Annotated in this window: 18 protein-coding genes; all 18 read right to left on the bottom strand. The window is 32.9% G+C overall.

The features are described 5' to 3' along the window. Positions 1 to 79 precede the first annotated feature (79 nt). Positions 80 to 766, bottom strand: a complete 687-nt coding sequence (locus ACJTHF_RS13385; protein ID WP_037588148.1) for a zinc metallopeptidase — start codon at positions 764 to 766, stop codon at positions 80 to 82. Between the two features lie 53 nt (positions 767 to 819). Continuing rightward, positions 820 to 1,413 carry a DUF1405 domain-containing protein gene (locus ACJTHF_RS13380; RefSeq protein ID WP_048539784.1) on the bottom strand — a complete coding sequence of 198 codons (594 nt, stop codon included), beginning with the start codon at positions 1,411 to 1,413 and terminating at the stop codon, positions 820 to 822. 58 nt (positions 1,414 to 1,471) lie between these two features. Beyond that, the gene (locus tag ACJTHF_RS13375; protein ID WP_048539783.1) at positions 1,472 to 2,260 is read right to left on the bottom strand and encodes a menaquinol-cytochrome c reductase cytochrome b/c subunit; all 789 of its coding nucleotides are present in this window, start codon (positions 2,258 to 2,260) and stop codon (positions 1,472 to 1,474) included. Between the two features lie 37 nt (positions 2,261 to 2,297). After that, positions 2,298 to 2,972 (bottom strand): menaquinol-cytochrome c reductase cytochrome b subunit, encoded by a 675-nt coding sequence (qcrB, locus tag ACJTHF_RS13370; protein WP_016912349.1) that lies wholly within the window; start codon positions 2,970 to 2,972, stop codon positions 2,298 to 2,300. Between the two features lie 13 nt (positions 2,973 to 2,985). After that, on the bottom strand, positions 2,986 to 3,489 hold the full coding sequence (locus ACJTHF_RS13365; RefSeq protein WP_037588153.1) for a ubiquinol-cytochrome c reductase iron-sulfur subunit: 504 nt from the start codon (positions 3,487 to 3,489) through the stop codon (positions 2,986 to 2,988). A gap of 397 nt (positions 3,490 to 3,886) precedes the next feature. Next, complete coding sequence (locus tag ACJTHF_RS13360) at positions 3,887 to 4,318, bottom strand: DUF2487 family protein (RefSeq protein WP_058592350.1); 432 nt, start codon at positions 4,316 to 4,318, stop codon at positions 3,887 to 3,889. Next, on the bottom strand, positions 4,318 to 4,854 hold the full coding sequence (locus ACJTHF_RS13355; RefSeq protein ID WP_037588155.1) for a YpiB family protein: 537 nt from the start codon (positions 4,852 to 4,854) through the stop codon (positions 4,318 to 4,320). The genes ACJTHF_RS13360 and ACJTHF_RS13355 overlap by 1 nt, the downstream gene beginning before the upstream one ends. A gap of 12 nt (positions 4,855 to 4,866) precedes the next feature. Next, positions 4,867 to 6,105: a tetratricopeptide repeat protein gene (locus tag ACJTHF_RS13350; protein ID WP_025905474.1), complete on the bottom strand. Its 1,239-nt coding sequence runs from the start codon at positions 6,103 to 6,105 to the stop codon at positions 4,867 to 4,869. 15 nt (positions 6,106 to 6,120) lie between these two features. Next, entirely contained in the window at positions 6,121 to 7,194 is a 1,074-nt protein-coding gene (gene aroB / locus ACJTHF_RS13345; protein ID WP_058592367.1) for a 3-dehydroquinate synthase, read from the bottom strand. Between the two features lie 8 nt (positions 7,195 to 7,202). Continuing rightward, the gene (gene aroC, locus ACJTHF_RS13340; protein WP_078355809.1) at positions 7,203 to 8,369 is read right to left on the bottom strand and encodes a chorismate synthase; all 1,167 of its coding nucleotides are present in this window, start codon (positions 8,367 to 8,369) and stop codon (positions 7,203 to 7,205) included. Between the two features lie 553 nt (positions 8,370 to 8,922). Then, a complete protein-coding gene (gene ndk, locus ACJTHF_RS13335) occupies positions 8,923 to 9,375 on the bottom strand; it encodes a nucleoside-diphosphate kinase (protein ID WP_025907103.1) in 453 nt (150 codons plus the stop codon). Positions 9,376 to 9,450: 75 nt separating this feature from the next. Beyond that, positions 9,451 to 10,413, bottom strand: a complete 963-nt coding sequence (locus ACJTHF_RS13330) for a polyprenyl synthetase family protein (protein ID WP_078355810.1) — start codon at positions 10,411 to 10,413, stop codon at positions 9,451 to 9,453. A gap of 12 nt (positions 10,414 to 10,425) precedes the next feature. Continuing rightward, complete coding sequence (locus ACJTHF_RS13325) at positions 10,426 to 11,130, bottom strand: demethylmenaquinone methyltransferase (RefSeq protein WP_048539778.1); 705 nt, start codon at positions 11,128 to 11,130, stop codon at positions 10,426 to 10,428. A gap of 40 nt (positions 11,131 to 11,170) precedes the next feature. Beyond that, positions 11,171 to 11,641 (bottom strand): hypothetical protein, encoded by a 471-nt coding sequence (locus ACJTHF_RS13320; RefSeq protein ID WP_058592346.1) that lies wholly within the window; start codon positions 11,639 to 11,641, stop codon positions 11,171 to 11,173. A gap of 131 nt (positions 11,642 to 11,772) precedes the next feature. After that, positions 11,773 to 12,045, bottom strand: coding sequence for an HU family DNA-binding protein (locus tag ACJTHF_RS13315; RefSeq protein ID WP_016912122.1), 273 nt, complete (start codon positions 12,043 to 12,045; stop codon positions 11,773 to 11,775). 127 nt (positions 12,046 to 12,172) lie between these two features. Next, positions 12,173 to 12,898: a hypothetical protein gene (locus ACJTHF_RS13310; protein ID WP_058592345.1), complete on the bottom strand. Its 726-nt coding sequence runs from the start codon at positions 12,896 to 12,898 to the stop codon at positions 12,173 to 12,175. Further along, positions 12,891 to 13,097, bottom strand: coding sequence for a DUF2768 domain-containing protein (locus ACJTHF_RS13305; protein ID WP_025907089.1), 207 nt, complete (start codon positions 13,095 to 13,097; stop codon positions 12,891 to 12,893). The genes ACJTHF_RS13310 and ACJTHF_RS13305 overlap by 8 nt, the downstream gene beginning before the upstream one ends. A 17-nt stretch (positions 13,098 to 13,114) precedes the next feature. Then, a complete protein-coding gene (locus ACJTHF_RS13300) occupies positions 13,115 to 14,119 on the bottom strand; it encodes an NAD(P)H-dependent glycerol-3-phosphate dehydrogenase (protein WP_048539775.1) in 1,005 nt (334 codons plus the stop codon). Positions 14,120 to 14,135: the final 16 nt, after the last annotated feature.

The following is a 14,135-nucleotide window of genomic DNA, read 5'->3' as shown; positions in this document are numbered from 1 at the left end:
AATACAAACCTCATAAATATTTATAAAATAAAAAATACCAACAAAGTCTAAAGACTTTATTGGTATTAAAATGATTTCATTAATTATTACGTGCCATCAGAATAAATCTTGCTAATTCAGCTACGGCTACAGCTGTTGCTGCAACGTATGTCATAGCAGCTGCAGATAATACTTTTTTAGCATGTCTATATTCTTGTTGGTTAACGATATTTAATTTTTCAATTTGTCGCATTGCCCGTTTACTTGCATCGAATTCAACTGGTAATGTGATGATCGAGAATAATACAGCGAATGACATAAATACAATACCAACCCATAATAATGTTGTACCGAATGTACTACTCATTGCTGTTAATACGATACCAGCTAAAATGATAATGTATGATAACGAACTTCCTAAATTAGCAAGCGGTAAAAGCGCTGATCTAAATTTAAGGAAACCATATCCTTGAGCATGTTGAATAGCATGTCCTACTTCATGTGCTGCAATTGCTGTCCCCGCAACACTTGGTTGTTGATAGTTTGCAGGTGATAATACGACACGTTTCTTAGTTGGATCAAAATGATCTGATAAGAATCCTTCACCTTGTAACACTTCTACATCATGAATTCCATTTGCAGCTAAAATTTCTTCTGCAACTTGTTTACCCGTCTTCCCACTTGTTGAACGTACTCTTGAGTATTTATTGTAAGTTGATTTTACTCTAAATTGGAAGTACATAGGGACAATCATAATGATAATAAAATATATGATATATGAAAACAAATAACTTCCTCCTTTTTATCCCTGTTATTTATTATATTACGGAGTGACGGCTCTTACGTCAAATATTTTGAACGTAATTTGATGTTTTTTTGGAAATATAGTAATAACAGAAAAGCAATAACGCTTAGCCAAAAAGCAAAGTATCCTATATGTGATTCATATTGGCTTAACATACTATAAACGGGATATTGATGATACACGTAATCAATAACATCATTGTGAAATACCCAAATCATTGTTACAACAATATGCCACTTTTTAATATTGAATAAAGGATAGAACATCAATGCTTGTATAGCCATGATACCGTGTGAAGTCATGAGCATAATGGCCATTGGAACAAGTTGATCGTAATGAATCATTACAAATATATTCATAATAACCGCCCATACACCATATTTAATTAATGTAATAAATGCTAAACATTCAAACAACCCTAAATGTTTATTGAAATAGATTGCAGCAATCGCAATCACTAAGAATAAAGTTGCTGTTGGACTATCGGGTATAAATGGCCAAAAGTACCATTTGCTATCAAGTAATTGACTGCCATACCATATGTATCCGTAAATGGTGCCGAGAAGATTTGCAATAAATAGCGTAATGAGAATAGATTTCTGGCCCATTACATATCTCCAAAATTCCATTTTATTACTCCTTTGAAAAGAGCCCAGGGCACGTCATATGCCCCAGGCTCAAATTTAATTATTTTTTCAATTCTTTACCGTTTGCATCTGTTTCATGTAAATTAGAAACGTATTTAGCAACTTTGTCAATTTCATCTTTAGAAAGGGTGTCTTTAAAGCTAGGCATTTTACCTGCACCATTTTCTACGAATCCTTTAACGCCATCTTTAGGTAATTTCGATTCAACTAGGTTTGGACCTTGTCCACCCGTTAACTCACCACCGTGACAACTTGTACAGTTTGACTTAATGATGTCAGTATAAACTGGGTCTGACTTGTCTAAGTTAGAGAAGACGATTTCACCTTGTTTAGCTTGTTGTTTCCAATCATGGTAATAACTTGATTCCCATGTTGTATAGAATAAGATTGCAATTGCGATTAACATAAATCCAGAAGCAAATGGTCTCTTTGTCCATTTACGTTCAGGGCCTCTATCTAACCAAGGTGCTAATAATAAAGCACCGAATGCGATACCTGGTAAGATAATTGCTCCGAATGTGTTATAAGGACCAGATGCGAATGAATATTTAAGTATTTGATATAAGAATAAGAAATACCAGTCTGGTAATGGTGTATAACCAGTATCAGATGGATCTGCCACACGTTCAAGTGGCGATGGATGAGCGACTGTTAAACATAAATAAGCGATTAAGAATACCGCACCAGTCATCCATTCTTTTAATAGAAAGTCAGGCCAGAAACTTTCTGTACGACCTGGAAATTCTGAATAATCTCGATTTAATTTCGGTTTGTCGTATGACTTTATTCTTGAATCACCAACAAACTTCATCCCTTTACCGCGATGCATGTCGCATGACCTCCTTTTTCATTTATTCACGTTAATTTTATAGTGGACCTGAAATACCTTGTTTTCTGATCATTATAAAGTGTGCTGCTAGTAACGCGAATAGTGCAGCTGGTAGGAAGAATACATGTATCGCAAAGAAACGAGTTAGAGTTTGTGCACCAACTATCTCTGCATCCCCTGCTAGTAATGTCTTAACCCACGGCCCAATGATAGGAACAGATTCTGCAATTTGTAAACCTACTTTTGTTGCGAATAGTGCTTTCATATCCCATGGTAATAAATAACCAGTAAAACTTAATCCAAGCATTACGAAGAATATTAATACACCGACAACCCAGTTTAATTCTCTAGGTTGTTTATAAGATCCTGTAAAGAATACACGAAGTGTATGTAAAAACATCATTACTACTACTAAACTTGCTCCCCAATGGTGCATACCACGTACGATAACACCAGCAGCTACATCGTGTTGTAGATAGTAAACTGATTTCCATGCATTAACGATATCTGGAACATAGTACATCGTTAAAAACATGCCTGATAAAACTTGTATAACTGTAATGAAAAACGTTAGACCACCAAAACAATAAACGAAAGCTGAAAAGTGATAAGCAGGGTTAACATGCTCTGGCACCTCATGATCAGCAATATCTCGCCAAATTGGTGTAATATCAAGTCTGTCATCGACCCAATCATAGATTTTATCTATCATTGTTAATCCCTCCTTATTTAGCTAATTCGTTCTCGTGCTTTTTACCGATTTGAATAATGCCACCTTTAACTTTTACTTCGTATTGATCAAGTGGTGCTAATGGCGGCGTACCTGGAATATTCTTACCGTTCTTTTCATAACGACCGTTATGACATGGACAATAGAATTGATTAGGATTTGATTTATCGCCATTCCACTGTACTGTACATCCTAAATGTTTACAGACTGGTGATAATGCTACGATTTCATTTCCGTCTTTGTATACCCAAGCAAATTCTGTAACTTCACTTGTGTACCAAGCATCTTCTTGCTCGAATTTAAAGTCCACTTTAATAGGCTCTTTACCAAGTTCTGACTCCTTTACGCCTGTAGCAATCAAATCGCCTTGTGCATCAGCTTTGAATACAGGATCAAGCGCAAATCTACCCATAGGTAAAATCATACCAGCAGCCATAAATGACCCAACACCCATCAATGAATAGTTTAAAAATTGGCGTCGTGTGACACGTTGGCTCATTTAGATTCCCCCCTCTATTAATCGTTCTTTTATAACTAGGACAACTTAATTTTAGCCTATTATTTCAAGACGGTCAACGCTTTGTCACAATTTAAATGTTTATTTATTAACCTTTTATCTAGGAATTTTCAAAAAAATGAAAAGGCTTTATTATGAAGGAGAAAATATAGCAAAAAAACTGTGAAAATAACCCTGTTTTCCACATAGAAAGGACAAATGTGTTTTTGTAATAAATAACCGTAACAAATCTTAACTCAATAAGATTTGTTACGGTTATTATGATGTGGAGTTATCTAGAAGTTGGTTATTATCGCACGAAGACTACGAGATATCGTGCGATAAGGTACAAAATCAGGGTGTAACGCACGAAGACTTTGAAATATCGTGCAGCTACCTATTATTTATTCCAGGTTCTAATGATAAACTTCATAAATTGTTTAACTTCATCTTCAATGAGTGTGCGTTTCATATCATCGTCTAAGTCACCCATTGGAATCGTGTTTACTTTATACAATTCGTGATCGTCGTTCAGTTCTACTTGATCACTACTTAAAATAATTATATTGTTCAAGCCATAATCTTTTAAACTTTGAATAAAAGATACGACGTGATCGTACTGGTTACCACTTGTGAAAAATGTTGGTGTAAGTAGTAATCTACCTTTAAATTGTTTTTCTGCTAATATGCCAACAAGTTGAACTGTTTCATTTTGGTCGCATGATGTTAATAATTGATGATTCATATCAATATTTGATACAGGTATGATGGCTGTATCGATATATTCTAAGTTGTTTTTTAATTCTTTTAAGTCAACATGATTAAATAACATTATCGATGTTCCTCCAACTCATTAATGAATTGTAATATTTTAGACATTTCTATAAACATGTCTTGATCGTTATTATCTAAAGATTTATCTATTTCATTACTGATGAGTTTACGCCAATGTCCTAGTCCGTGTGTATTGTTATTATTTAAAGCACGAATATCTTTATCATCTCCATAATAATCAACAAGCATTTGTAACAACAACAACTTATTCAGTCGATCATCATTTCTGTTCAAATATAAAAGTACATTTAAATGCGTATTATCCAGTCTGATATCGTGGAAGATTTGACGACCATCTTCTATACAGAAACGATCTTTGCAATAAAGTAAAGGCAGTTGTTTAGATTGCTCGGTACTAATGGACAGTATGCGTTCATCTGAAAATTCATTGACGAATGAAATGTTAGATAAATATTTAGGGCTACTTTTTAATAAATTTAATATCCATACACTTTCAGCAATTTTAAAATCGTATTGATATAGAATATATTCAATAAATCGCTGTTTTTCATAATTTAACCATGTATGATTCATAATTAACCCTACTTATAATAATCTTTCGTATTCTTGGTCCCAATATGGATTTTCAGGATCAAGTTTGCGAACAGATTCTAATATATTTTTAGCGTTATCGACATGACCGATTTCAATTAAGTAATGGTAATAGTCGTTTAAGAAATCAATATTTTGTGTTAAATCTGGATATGCTAATTCGTAGAAGTGTTGAGCTTCTTTATCTCTTTCTTCTTCACCGAATGCATATGCAACATGCCAAGCTACTACAGGGTCTATATCTTCATGATCAACATACGTTAATAAATTAATAAGACCTGTTATATTATCTTTTTCTCGATAATAATCAGCAAGTATAATGGCAGCTTCAGTATAAGAAGGATCAACTGTTAATGCATCTTGTAACAGAATTGCACCATGCTCATCATTTGTTGTTAACATCAGTCTAGCAGTATCTGTCATAAGTTCTTTATAATATGCGTTTAAACGAAGCCCTTCTTTACCAATTTCTATTGCTTTTTCATAATCTTTTTCTGATTCATAAATTTGCAATAAGTAATGGTAAGCTTGCATAAAGTCTGGGTCTTTTTGTAATAACTTTTCAAGTTGCTTTATCGCTTCTCTTGTTAAGTCATTTTTTTGATAACTAATTGCTTGTTTGAAATAATCTTCAGCTGTCATATCCATTTCAGATACATTTTCATAATATTTGATTGCTTCTTCGTATGCACCACTTTGTAAACTTGCGTCTGCCATACGTGCATAAATCGAAATACCGTTAATTATATCTTCACCAGTTTGTGTGATTGTTTCATAGTTAGAAATTGCTTTTAAATATTGACCATCATAATAGTACATTTCAGCTAAAGCGAATGTAATGACAATATCATCTGGTTCCATTTCTTTTGCTTCAATCAATTTCTCAATTCCTACTTCGAATAAGCCTTGTTGTTGGTATAAATCAGCCTCAAGCATTAACTTCTCTGTAGAATGTGGGCTGTTATACAATACTTCATGCGCTTTATCTAAGTCGTTTTGGTCAATTAGCCCTTCTATATAATAAACAAGCAATTCATTTTCATCTGGATAAAGTAAATAAAGTTCTTCGAATATTTTAACGCCTTGATCGACAATACCGTATTTGTATAATGTTTCGCCTAACATAAATAATGCGTCGTGATCGTCAGATTGTAGAACTCTGTTTACTTTCTCATCTAAATGTTCGATATTCTTCATGTGAATATCGTCAATTACTTTATATACATCTTCCATGTTAAAGGACTCCTTCTATTCATTTATTAGAGATTTAAGTTCTTTAAATGCATCTAATACTTCTTCTTTAGAAACGGATTCAATTGTAAATGAAGCTTCACCATTTTGTAAAACCATTTGAATCGTTTGTCCAATATTCTTTTTGTCTTTTTTCATATATCCAAAAATTTGTTCAATATCAGCATGATCTAAGACGTTTAATGGGTAACCTAATTCTTTTAAATAATTAATGAACAGATGAACACTTGATGTGTTATCGTACATATTTCTATTTTTATTTATCACTTTCTGGAAAAGAATACCGATCATTACAGCTTCACCGTGAGCAATTTTTGTTAAGTATTCTAGACCGTGTCCAAAAGTGTGTCCTAAATTTAAATGTTTACGTACGCCACCTTCAAATTCATCTTCAATTACAATTTTTAATTTAGTTTCGATGCCCATTTTTAAATAATCTTCTATATTTTTCAATTGCGCTAATTCTTTTATAGAAGGATAAACATCCATTAAATGAAGCGTGTCAGCTTCACTATTTAAAATGGCATGTTTAAATATTTCACCATAACCACTACGTATTTCAATATGTGGCAATGTTTCTAGGAAATTTATATCATATATAACAGCGCGTGGTCTATGAAATGCACCGATTAAATTTTTACCGACCGATGCATTAATGCCCACTTTTCCACCGATTGCTGAATCGTGTGCTAAAAGTGTTGTAGGAACTTGTATAAAATCAATGCCACGTAACAAAGTTGCAGCTAGAAAACCAACAAAGTCTCCAGTTGCGCCACCACCGATAGCGATGAGTTGAGATTGTCTTGTGATATTCATTGATAATAGCTTTTCGCTTAGCGATTCAAAATATGACATTTGCTTACAAGCTTCACCACTCATAACTGTTAAAAATTTAATATCTTGGTCTTGAAGATGCGACTTAATATATTCTTTATGAAATCTATAAACATCTTGGTCAATTAATACAATATTTTGTTCATCTGCTTTAAGATATTGATTAAGTTCAGCTAGTGCGTTCTGCTTTAATATTATCGGATAGTTGTTGTTAGTATATGTTGTTTCAAAAATCATTTCATCACCTAGAAGTTTAAGTTCCAATTACGATGATTCTTGATAGCTTCTTGTAATTGGTCAATGTGATTAGATTGGTATTCTTCAGTTAAAGCTTTTGCAACTTCAAATGCGATAACATTTTCACAAACAACACTTGCAGCAGGAACAGCACAACTATCTGATCTTTCAATTGTCGCTTTAAAGCTATCTTTAGAGTCAATATCTACAGAGTTTAATGGTTTATATAATGTTGGTATCGGCTTCATAACACCATTGATGACGATTGGCATTCCATTTGACATTCCGCCTTCAAGTCCACCTAAGTGATTAGATAAACGATGGTATCCAATTTCACTATCGTAAGCAATCTCGTCTTGTATTTCACTACCTGGTTTTTCAGCAGCTTTAAAGCCTTCACCGAAACTAACACCTTTAAATGCATTAATACTTACGACTGCTTGAGCTAAACGACCATCAAGTTTACGGTCATAATGAACATAACTTCCAATTCCAGCAGGCATATTTTCAACGACTACTTCTACGATACCACCGATTGAATCACCATCTTTTTTAGCTTCATCAATACGATTTCTCATTTTTTCAGCTACGTCATCATTAATACAACGTACGTCATTATGATCAATATTTTGTTTGACTTCTTCAAGTGTGTATTCATAATCGTCTTTAACGCCACCGATTTCAATAACTCTTGAATAAATTTCAATGTCTAAAGCTTTTAATAAAATTTTAGAAACTGCACCGACAGCAACTCTTGCAGCTGTTTCACGAGCAGAAGAACGTTCAAGTACATTTCTTAAATCTCTATGATTATATTTCATACCACCAACTAAATCGGCATGGCCAGGTCTTGGTTTAGTGATAACTCTTTTCATATTTTCTAACTCTTCTTCAGTTAATGGGTCAGCGCCCATAATTTTTCTCCAATGTTTAAAATCATCATTCTTAACGATGAGTGTAATAGGGCTACCTAATGTATAACCATGTCTCACACCTGAAACGATTTCTACAGAATCTTTTTCAATTTGCATACGACGACCGCGTCCATATCCACCTTGACGTTTAAACATTTCTTCATTAATCTCGTTTACGTCAATTTTCAAGTTTGATGGTACACCTTCTATAATGACAGTTAGTTGTGGTCCATGTGATTCACCAGATGTTAAGTAACGCATATTATCTCTCCCTACTGTTAATTAAATATAAAATTAATCATATCATATTTAGCGCGTTAAATTAACAAAAACAGACGAATAGTTTAATAAAGTTTTAGATTTTTTGATTTTAAATAAGTGTGAATTTTATGTTGTTTAGAGCATGTCGGTTATGAGGTGGTAATACTGGATCCCGTTATTAGCAGTTTTGGCAAGAAGTGCAAATACTGAGTGCGTTATTAGCAGTTTTGGTTAGAAGTGTAAATAATGAGACCAGTAATTACAATTCTCAGTAGTTTTGTAACTAAGACGGTCCATAGTAACACTTCAGCTGAGTTTTGTAACTAAGGCTGTCCATAGTAACACTTCGGCCAAGTTTTGTAACCAACACCCCCGTTATGAACAAGTTTAGCTAGAAGTACTCATAACGCCCGCGAATTCCAATCACCGCCCCGAGAATACCCGTCAACAACCCACGAACCCATGCGAATTTCAGCCAATACCCCACAATACGAACTTCCACATTAAAAAAAGTAGTTCAACAAATTCTCGTTGAACTACTTCTCTATTGTATTTATTTTTCGTAAACCCAATTTTCATTGTTTAATTTATAATCATTTAGTTCTGATTGATCAAACCAGAGACCAATTTCACGTTCTGCTGATTCGTTTGAATCTGATCCATGAATAATATTTCTGCCTAAGTCGATACCATAATCCCCTCTTATTGTACCTGGCGCTGCTTTAGTAGGGTTTGTTTCACCAACAAGTGTTCTTGTTACTTCTACTACATTCTTACCTTCTACTACCATTGCAAATACTGGTCCTGATGTAATAAAGCTTACTAAATCATTGAAGAAAGGTTTCTCAACATGTTCAGCATAATGTTCTTTAGCTAATTCTTCATTAGCTTGGAATAATTTAGCTGCAACTAATTTCAAGCCTTTTCTTTCTAATCGTGAAACGACTTCACCGATTAAGTTTCTTTGTACTGCATCAGGTTTAATCATTAAAAAAGTTCTTTCCATTGCGTAATCCCTACCTTTGTTTTATGTAAATCCAAGATAAGTTTATCATTGACTACGCATACTTGCAAGCGCTTTCTAGTGGTTTCTATCTCTTATTTTCACAATTATTTCCAATAGCATTTTTTTCCCTGATTCATTATTTAATGTATCAATTAAATTTTCTGCTTTTTGCAAATAATGGTTACTCACTTCTTTAGATTTTTGTAATTCTGTTGACGCAATAATTTCTTGTACTAATCCGTCAAATACCTCTGAAGGACTATCAGGTTGTAGTTCATTAATGCTTGCTTTAAAATCTATTGAATTTTTCATTCTTAATAAGACTGGTAAAGTTAAATGTCCGTTTCTTAAATCAGATCCAACTGGTTTACCGAGTTTCTTTTCAGTACTCGTAAAATCTAAAATGTCATCTACTATTTGATAACTCATACCAATATAATATCCAATTTTAGTTAACTTGTTCACAGTTTCATCATCTGCACGTGCAGCGTACGCACCTAATTCTGTAGAAAGTGAAATAAGCAGTGCGGTCTTACGTTTAATTCTGCGTAGATAATTTGTTATTGATTGATTGGAAACGAATTGATCTTCGAATTGAAATAGTTCTCCACGACATACTTCGATAATACCATTTGCTAATTGTTCATGAAGCTTTGGATGTTCTATTTGGCTAACTGCATTTAAAGATTGTGATAATAAATAATTACCTGTAATAACTGCAGTTTGCACATCCCACTTCTTTGCTATAGTTGGCTTACCTCTTCTTTTGTCACTTTTATCAATGACATCATCATGAACTAAACTGGCCATATGTATAAGTTCTAATGTAGTTGCTACAGTGATTACATCTCTTGAATAATGCTCACCAAATTGACTTGCAATTAAAGTGAATAATGGTCGTATACGTTTACCACCAGAAGTTAATAAATATTGGCAAGCTTCGTTTATAGTGTTTTGTTCACTATTTATATAACTATTCAATTGTTTTTCTATTTCTTTTACTTCTTTATTTATATGAATTTTAGTTTTGTCATACATGTAATCACCTTGTTATTTAGGTTTGTAAGCTAAATGCATTGCTGAAACGCCGCCAGTGAAGCTTTTTACTTTAATTCTTTCGTAACCAACATCAGCAAACATTTCTGCCAATTCTTTTTTGCCAGGAAAGTTTCCAGCAGATTCTTGTAACCAGTTGTATTCTTGTAAAGATTTAGCAAAAATCTTACCAAATAGTGGCATGATATTTTTGAAATAAAATCTATATAATTGTTTGAATACTGGCATTGTTGGTTGACTTGTTTCTAAACAAACAACCATACCACCTGGTTTAACGACTCTTTTAAGTTCACTTAAGACATGTTTATAATCGGGTACGTTTCGTAAGCCGAATCCGATCGTTACATAATCAAATTCATTATCTTCGAATGGTAAGTTCATAGCATCACCATGAATTAAATGAATATTTGCCATGTTGTCTGTTTTCTTCTTACCGACTTCTAGCATATTCTCACTAAAATCGATACCTACTACTTCACCATATGGTCCAACTGCGTGACTTAATTGAATAGTCCAATCTGCAGTTCCACAGCAAACATCTAAAGCTTTAGAACCTGGCTTAACATCCATTTGTTTCATTGTATATTTACGCCATCTTTTATGTTGCTCAAAGCTGATGATATTATTTAATGTATCATATTTACCTGATATATTTTGGAAAACTTCATGTACGTGTTCTGATTTCGATTTATTATCCACTAGTTATTCATTCCTTTAAGTTTAAAAATGTAGTTATTCATTAATAATAATATGCATAAATTTGATCTTTCAAGGTTTCTTTATCCATATTAATTTTGTAGTAATCAATCAATGTTGTAATAAAGATTGATTCTATTTCTTTTATAATAGCTGTATCTTGATTTATTTTATCATGAGCCAACGTTTGTTTTAATTCATTTTGTTTACTAATTGCTTGAGTCATAATATCTAAAAATACGAGGTCTTTATTTAATGTAGCACATTTATAAAAATATGCACTAACAAGATCACCTATTAAGATATCTTGATTAGAAACAGTTGGTTCGCCTATTCTATTTAAAAAGCGCATTGAGGCATCAATAGATAATGTAGCTAATTTAGCATTAGTATCGATGTTCATTTCATCTAATACGTCAGCTATGATTGGGTTAACTACAGGTACATTACTATTCTCTACACCTTTTAACAAATTAGAAATATCTTTTTTATAAATTTTTTCAATTTTATCCATCTTATCACCTCAACAATATCACCTATATATCTTAACACTAAGTTAAATGAATTGAAAATGCATATATTCATTTCATATAAAGAAATAAGACAAATAAAAAAAGCCCTTAAAAAGGGCTTTGATACAATCAATTATTTAACTGCATCTTTTAATGCTTTACCTGCTTTAAAAGCTGGAACTTTGCTTGCAGGGATATCAATTTCTTTACCAGTTTGTGGGTTACGTCCTTTACGAGCAGCTCTTTCGCGTACTTCAAAGTTACCGAAACCAATTAATTGTACTTTTTCACCGTCAGATAAAGATTTTTGAATTGATTCGAACACTGCATCTACAGCAAGACCAGCTTCTTTTTTAGTTAAATTAGCTTTTTCACTTACTGAGTTGATTAATTCTGTTTTGTTCATTTCAATTTCACCTCCCAAAAGGTTATCTAATGATATGTATAAATACCATTATGATAAGACTTTAACACAACAACCTGTGCCACTGCAACGATTTACAAGCTATAAATGCATAATTTCTATATTTTTATTAATATTTTTTCACTTTTGATTTAAAAACAGGCTCATTTTTACTATTTATTGTAAATTCAGGCGAATAAGCCGGTAATATCGGTGAATCTTTGTATAATAAATATCGAATATCTTGACCTGGTTTAGGAAGTGATTTTTCTTTTTTAATTGCTTTTGCTAAATCTAATCTATAATCAATAACAAAATCATTTCCGCCGTTCATATATACTGGTAATCGTTCATTACTATATGGACTTGGAACAGTTGGCTGTTTTTTGAAACCATATTTTTTGTATTCAATTTCATATACATTAGGTGCAACTTTTTTACCTAATTGTAATGGTTTACCTGATGCATCTATTCGAATTCGAATATCTTTTAAGACTTCTGACGTTCTTAAATCGATTAAATGCACTTTAGGGTCTTTGTCGACATCCATGATTACATATTGATAAATACCGCCGTTCTCAAATGAATTACCTGGTAATTGAGATAAGAACTTTGGTTTTAATTTATTAAAGTCAACTGGGTGTTTTAAGTATAATGAATAACTATCATCTCTATCTTTAATAGGTAATAATCCACCACTCGCCTTTTTGTATTCATCTACCGCTGTTTGAACCATACTTAATTGGTCTTTCGCTGGCACTTGGTTTTCTGCTTTCTCTTTATTAGGAAAAGCACAAGCTGACAAAATTAAAGTACTTAATATTAATAAGAACGATATTTTTTTGTAATTATGCATGGCTGGATCCACCTAATACAACAATCATAAAGATACCAGCAATAATAAGAGAAATGACTGCTAAAAACATTGTTATACTACTGATGATTTTATTTTTTAATTTAAATCTTGATAAATATACGAGTATAATTGCCAAAATCATAAAACCAATAGAATAAAATGACACCCACATTAAATCCATTCTTGATATATCAAACATTTAAATACCCCTCTTGCTTAAATATTCTCTGACTTTTTGTCACGTTCCATAAGATCTTTGACACCTTCAGAAACTGGATAATCTTCGAATAACACTTTATATAACCCTGATGTTATTGGCATTTCAACATCATATTCTTTTGCCAAGTTGTAAGCAGCTTCTGTTGTTCTTACACCTTCAACGACCATATTCATTTCTTCTAATGCTTCGTCTAATGTAGCCCCTTTACCAAGCATATTTCCGCATTTCCAATTTCGTGAATGTACAGAAGTACAAGTAACGATTAAGTCACCGATACCACCAAGACCTAAGAACGTCATAGGATCAGCGCCCATTTTAACACCTAATCGTGTTATTTCAGCTAAACCTCTCGTCATAAGTGCTGCTTTCGCATTGTCACCATATCCTATGCCATCAGTTATACCAGCAGCAAGTGCAATAATATTTTTTAACGCGCCTCCTATTTCAATACCGACAAGATCATTGTTCGTATATACACGGAAATAATCCGTCATAAATAAATCTTGAGCTAAGCGTGCAACTTCTTCGTTTTCAGATGATACTGAAACTGTTGTTGGATGTTTAATCGCAACTTCTTCTGCATGACTTGGTCCTGATAATACAGCGATACCGCCATTTATTTTGCTATCGATTGATTCATCAATCATTTCAGAAATACGTTTGAAAGTACCAGGTTCGATACCTTTAGATACATGGATGAATACTTTTTTGCCATAAGCGATTTCATTAATGTTTTCACTCACTTCACGAATGGCTTTTGTCGGAACAGCTATAATAAAGATAGATGCATGATGGACAGCATCTTTTAAATCAGTTGTTGCTTTAATATTTTCATTTAAAGTGATTTCTTTTAAATATTTTGTATTCTTATGTTCCTTGTTGATTTCGTTAATTGTCGTTTCAGTCTTACCCCACATTAATACATTATGTTGGTTGTCTGCTAATACATTTGCTAAAGCAGTACCCCAACTTCCTGTACCAAATACAGTTATATTTGTCATAGTTATCAATCCTTTA

Origin of the sequence: Mammaliicoccus sp. RAM2, from assembly GCF_045897195.1 — a bacterium.
Classification (GTDB): domain Bacteria; phylum Bacillota; class Bacilli; order Staphylococcales; family Staphylococcaceae; genus Mammaliicoccus; species Mammaliicoccus sciuri.
Note: the sequence above shows the minus strand (reverse complement) of the source record. Positions and strands in the feature narration are given on the sequence as shown.

Coding starts and splice junctions, on each gene's coding strand:
- ACJTHF_RS13355 (WP_037588155.1), bottom strand. CDS start 4,854: ATGAATCATACATGGTTAAATTATGAAAAACAGCGATTTATTGAATAT.
- ACJTHF_RS13330 (WP_078355810.1), bottom strand. CDS start 10,413: ATGTATGACAAAACTAAAATTCATATAAATAAAGAAGTAAAAGAAATA.
- ACJTHF_RS13310 (WP_058592345.1), bottom strand. CDS start 12,898: ATGCATAATTACAAAAAAATATCGTTCTTATTAATATTAAGTACTTTA.
- ACJTHF_RS13375 (WP_048539783.1), bottom strand. CDS start 2,260: ATGCATCGCGGTAAAGGGATGAAGTTTGTTGGTGATTCAAGAATAAAG.
- ACJTHF_RS13380 (WP_048539784.1), bottom strand. CDS start 1,413: ATGGAATTTTGGAGATATGTAATGGGCCAGAAATCTATTCTCATTACG.
- ACJTHF_RS13320 (WP_058592346.1), bottom strand. CDS start 11,641: ATGGATAAAATTGAAAAAATTTATAAAAAAGATATTTCTAATTTGTTA.
- ACJTHF_RS13315 (WP_016912122.1), bottom strand. CDS start 12,045: ATGAACAAAACAGAATTAATCAACTCAGTAAGTGAAAAAGCTAATTTA.
- qcrB (WP_016912349.1), bottom strand. CDS start 2,972: ATGATAGATAAAATCTATGATTGGGTCGATGACAGACTTGATATTACA.
- ACJTHF_RS13360 (WP_058592350.1), bottom strand. CDS start 4,318: ATGTTATTTAATCATGTTGACTTAAAAGAATTAAAAAACAACTTAGAA.
- aroB (WP_058592367.1), bottom strand. CDS start 7,194: ATGATTTTTGAAACAACATATACTAACAACAACTATCCGATAATATTA.
- ndk (WP_025907103.1), bottom strand. CDS start 9,375: ATGGAAAGAACTTTTTTAATGATTAAACCTGATGCAGTACAAAGAAAC.
- ACJTHF_RS13300 (WP_048539775.1), bottom strand. CDS start 14,119: ATGACAAATATAACTGTATTTGGTACAGGAAGTTGGGGTACTGCTTTA.
- ACJTHF_RS13305 (WP_025907089.1), bottom strand. CDS start 13,097: ATGTTTGATATATCAAGAATGGATTTAATGTGGGTGTCATTTTATTCT.
- aroC (WP_078355809.1), bottom strand. CDS start 8,369: ATGCGTTACTTAACATCTGGTGAATCACATGGACCACAACTAACTGTC.
- ACJTHF_RS13365 (WP_037588153.1), bottom strand. CDS start 3,489: ATGAGCCAACGTGTCACACGACGCCAATTTTTAAACTATTCATTGATG.
- ACJTHF_RS13350 (WP_025905474.1), bottom strand. CDS start 6,105: ATGGAAGATGTATATAAAGTAATTGACGATATTCACATGAAGAATATC.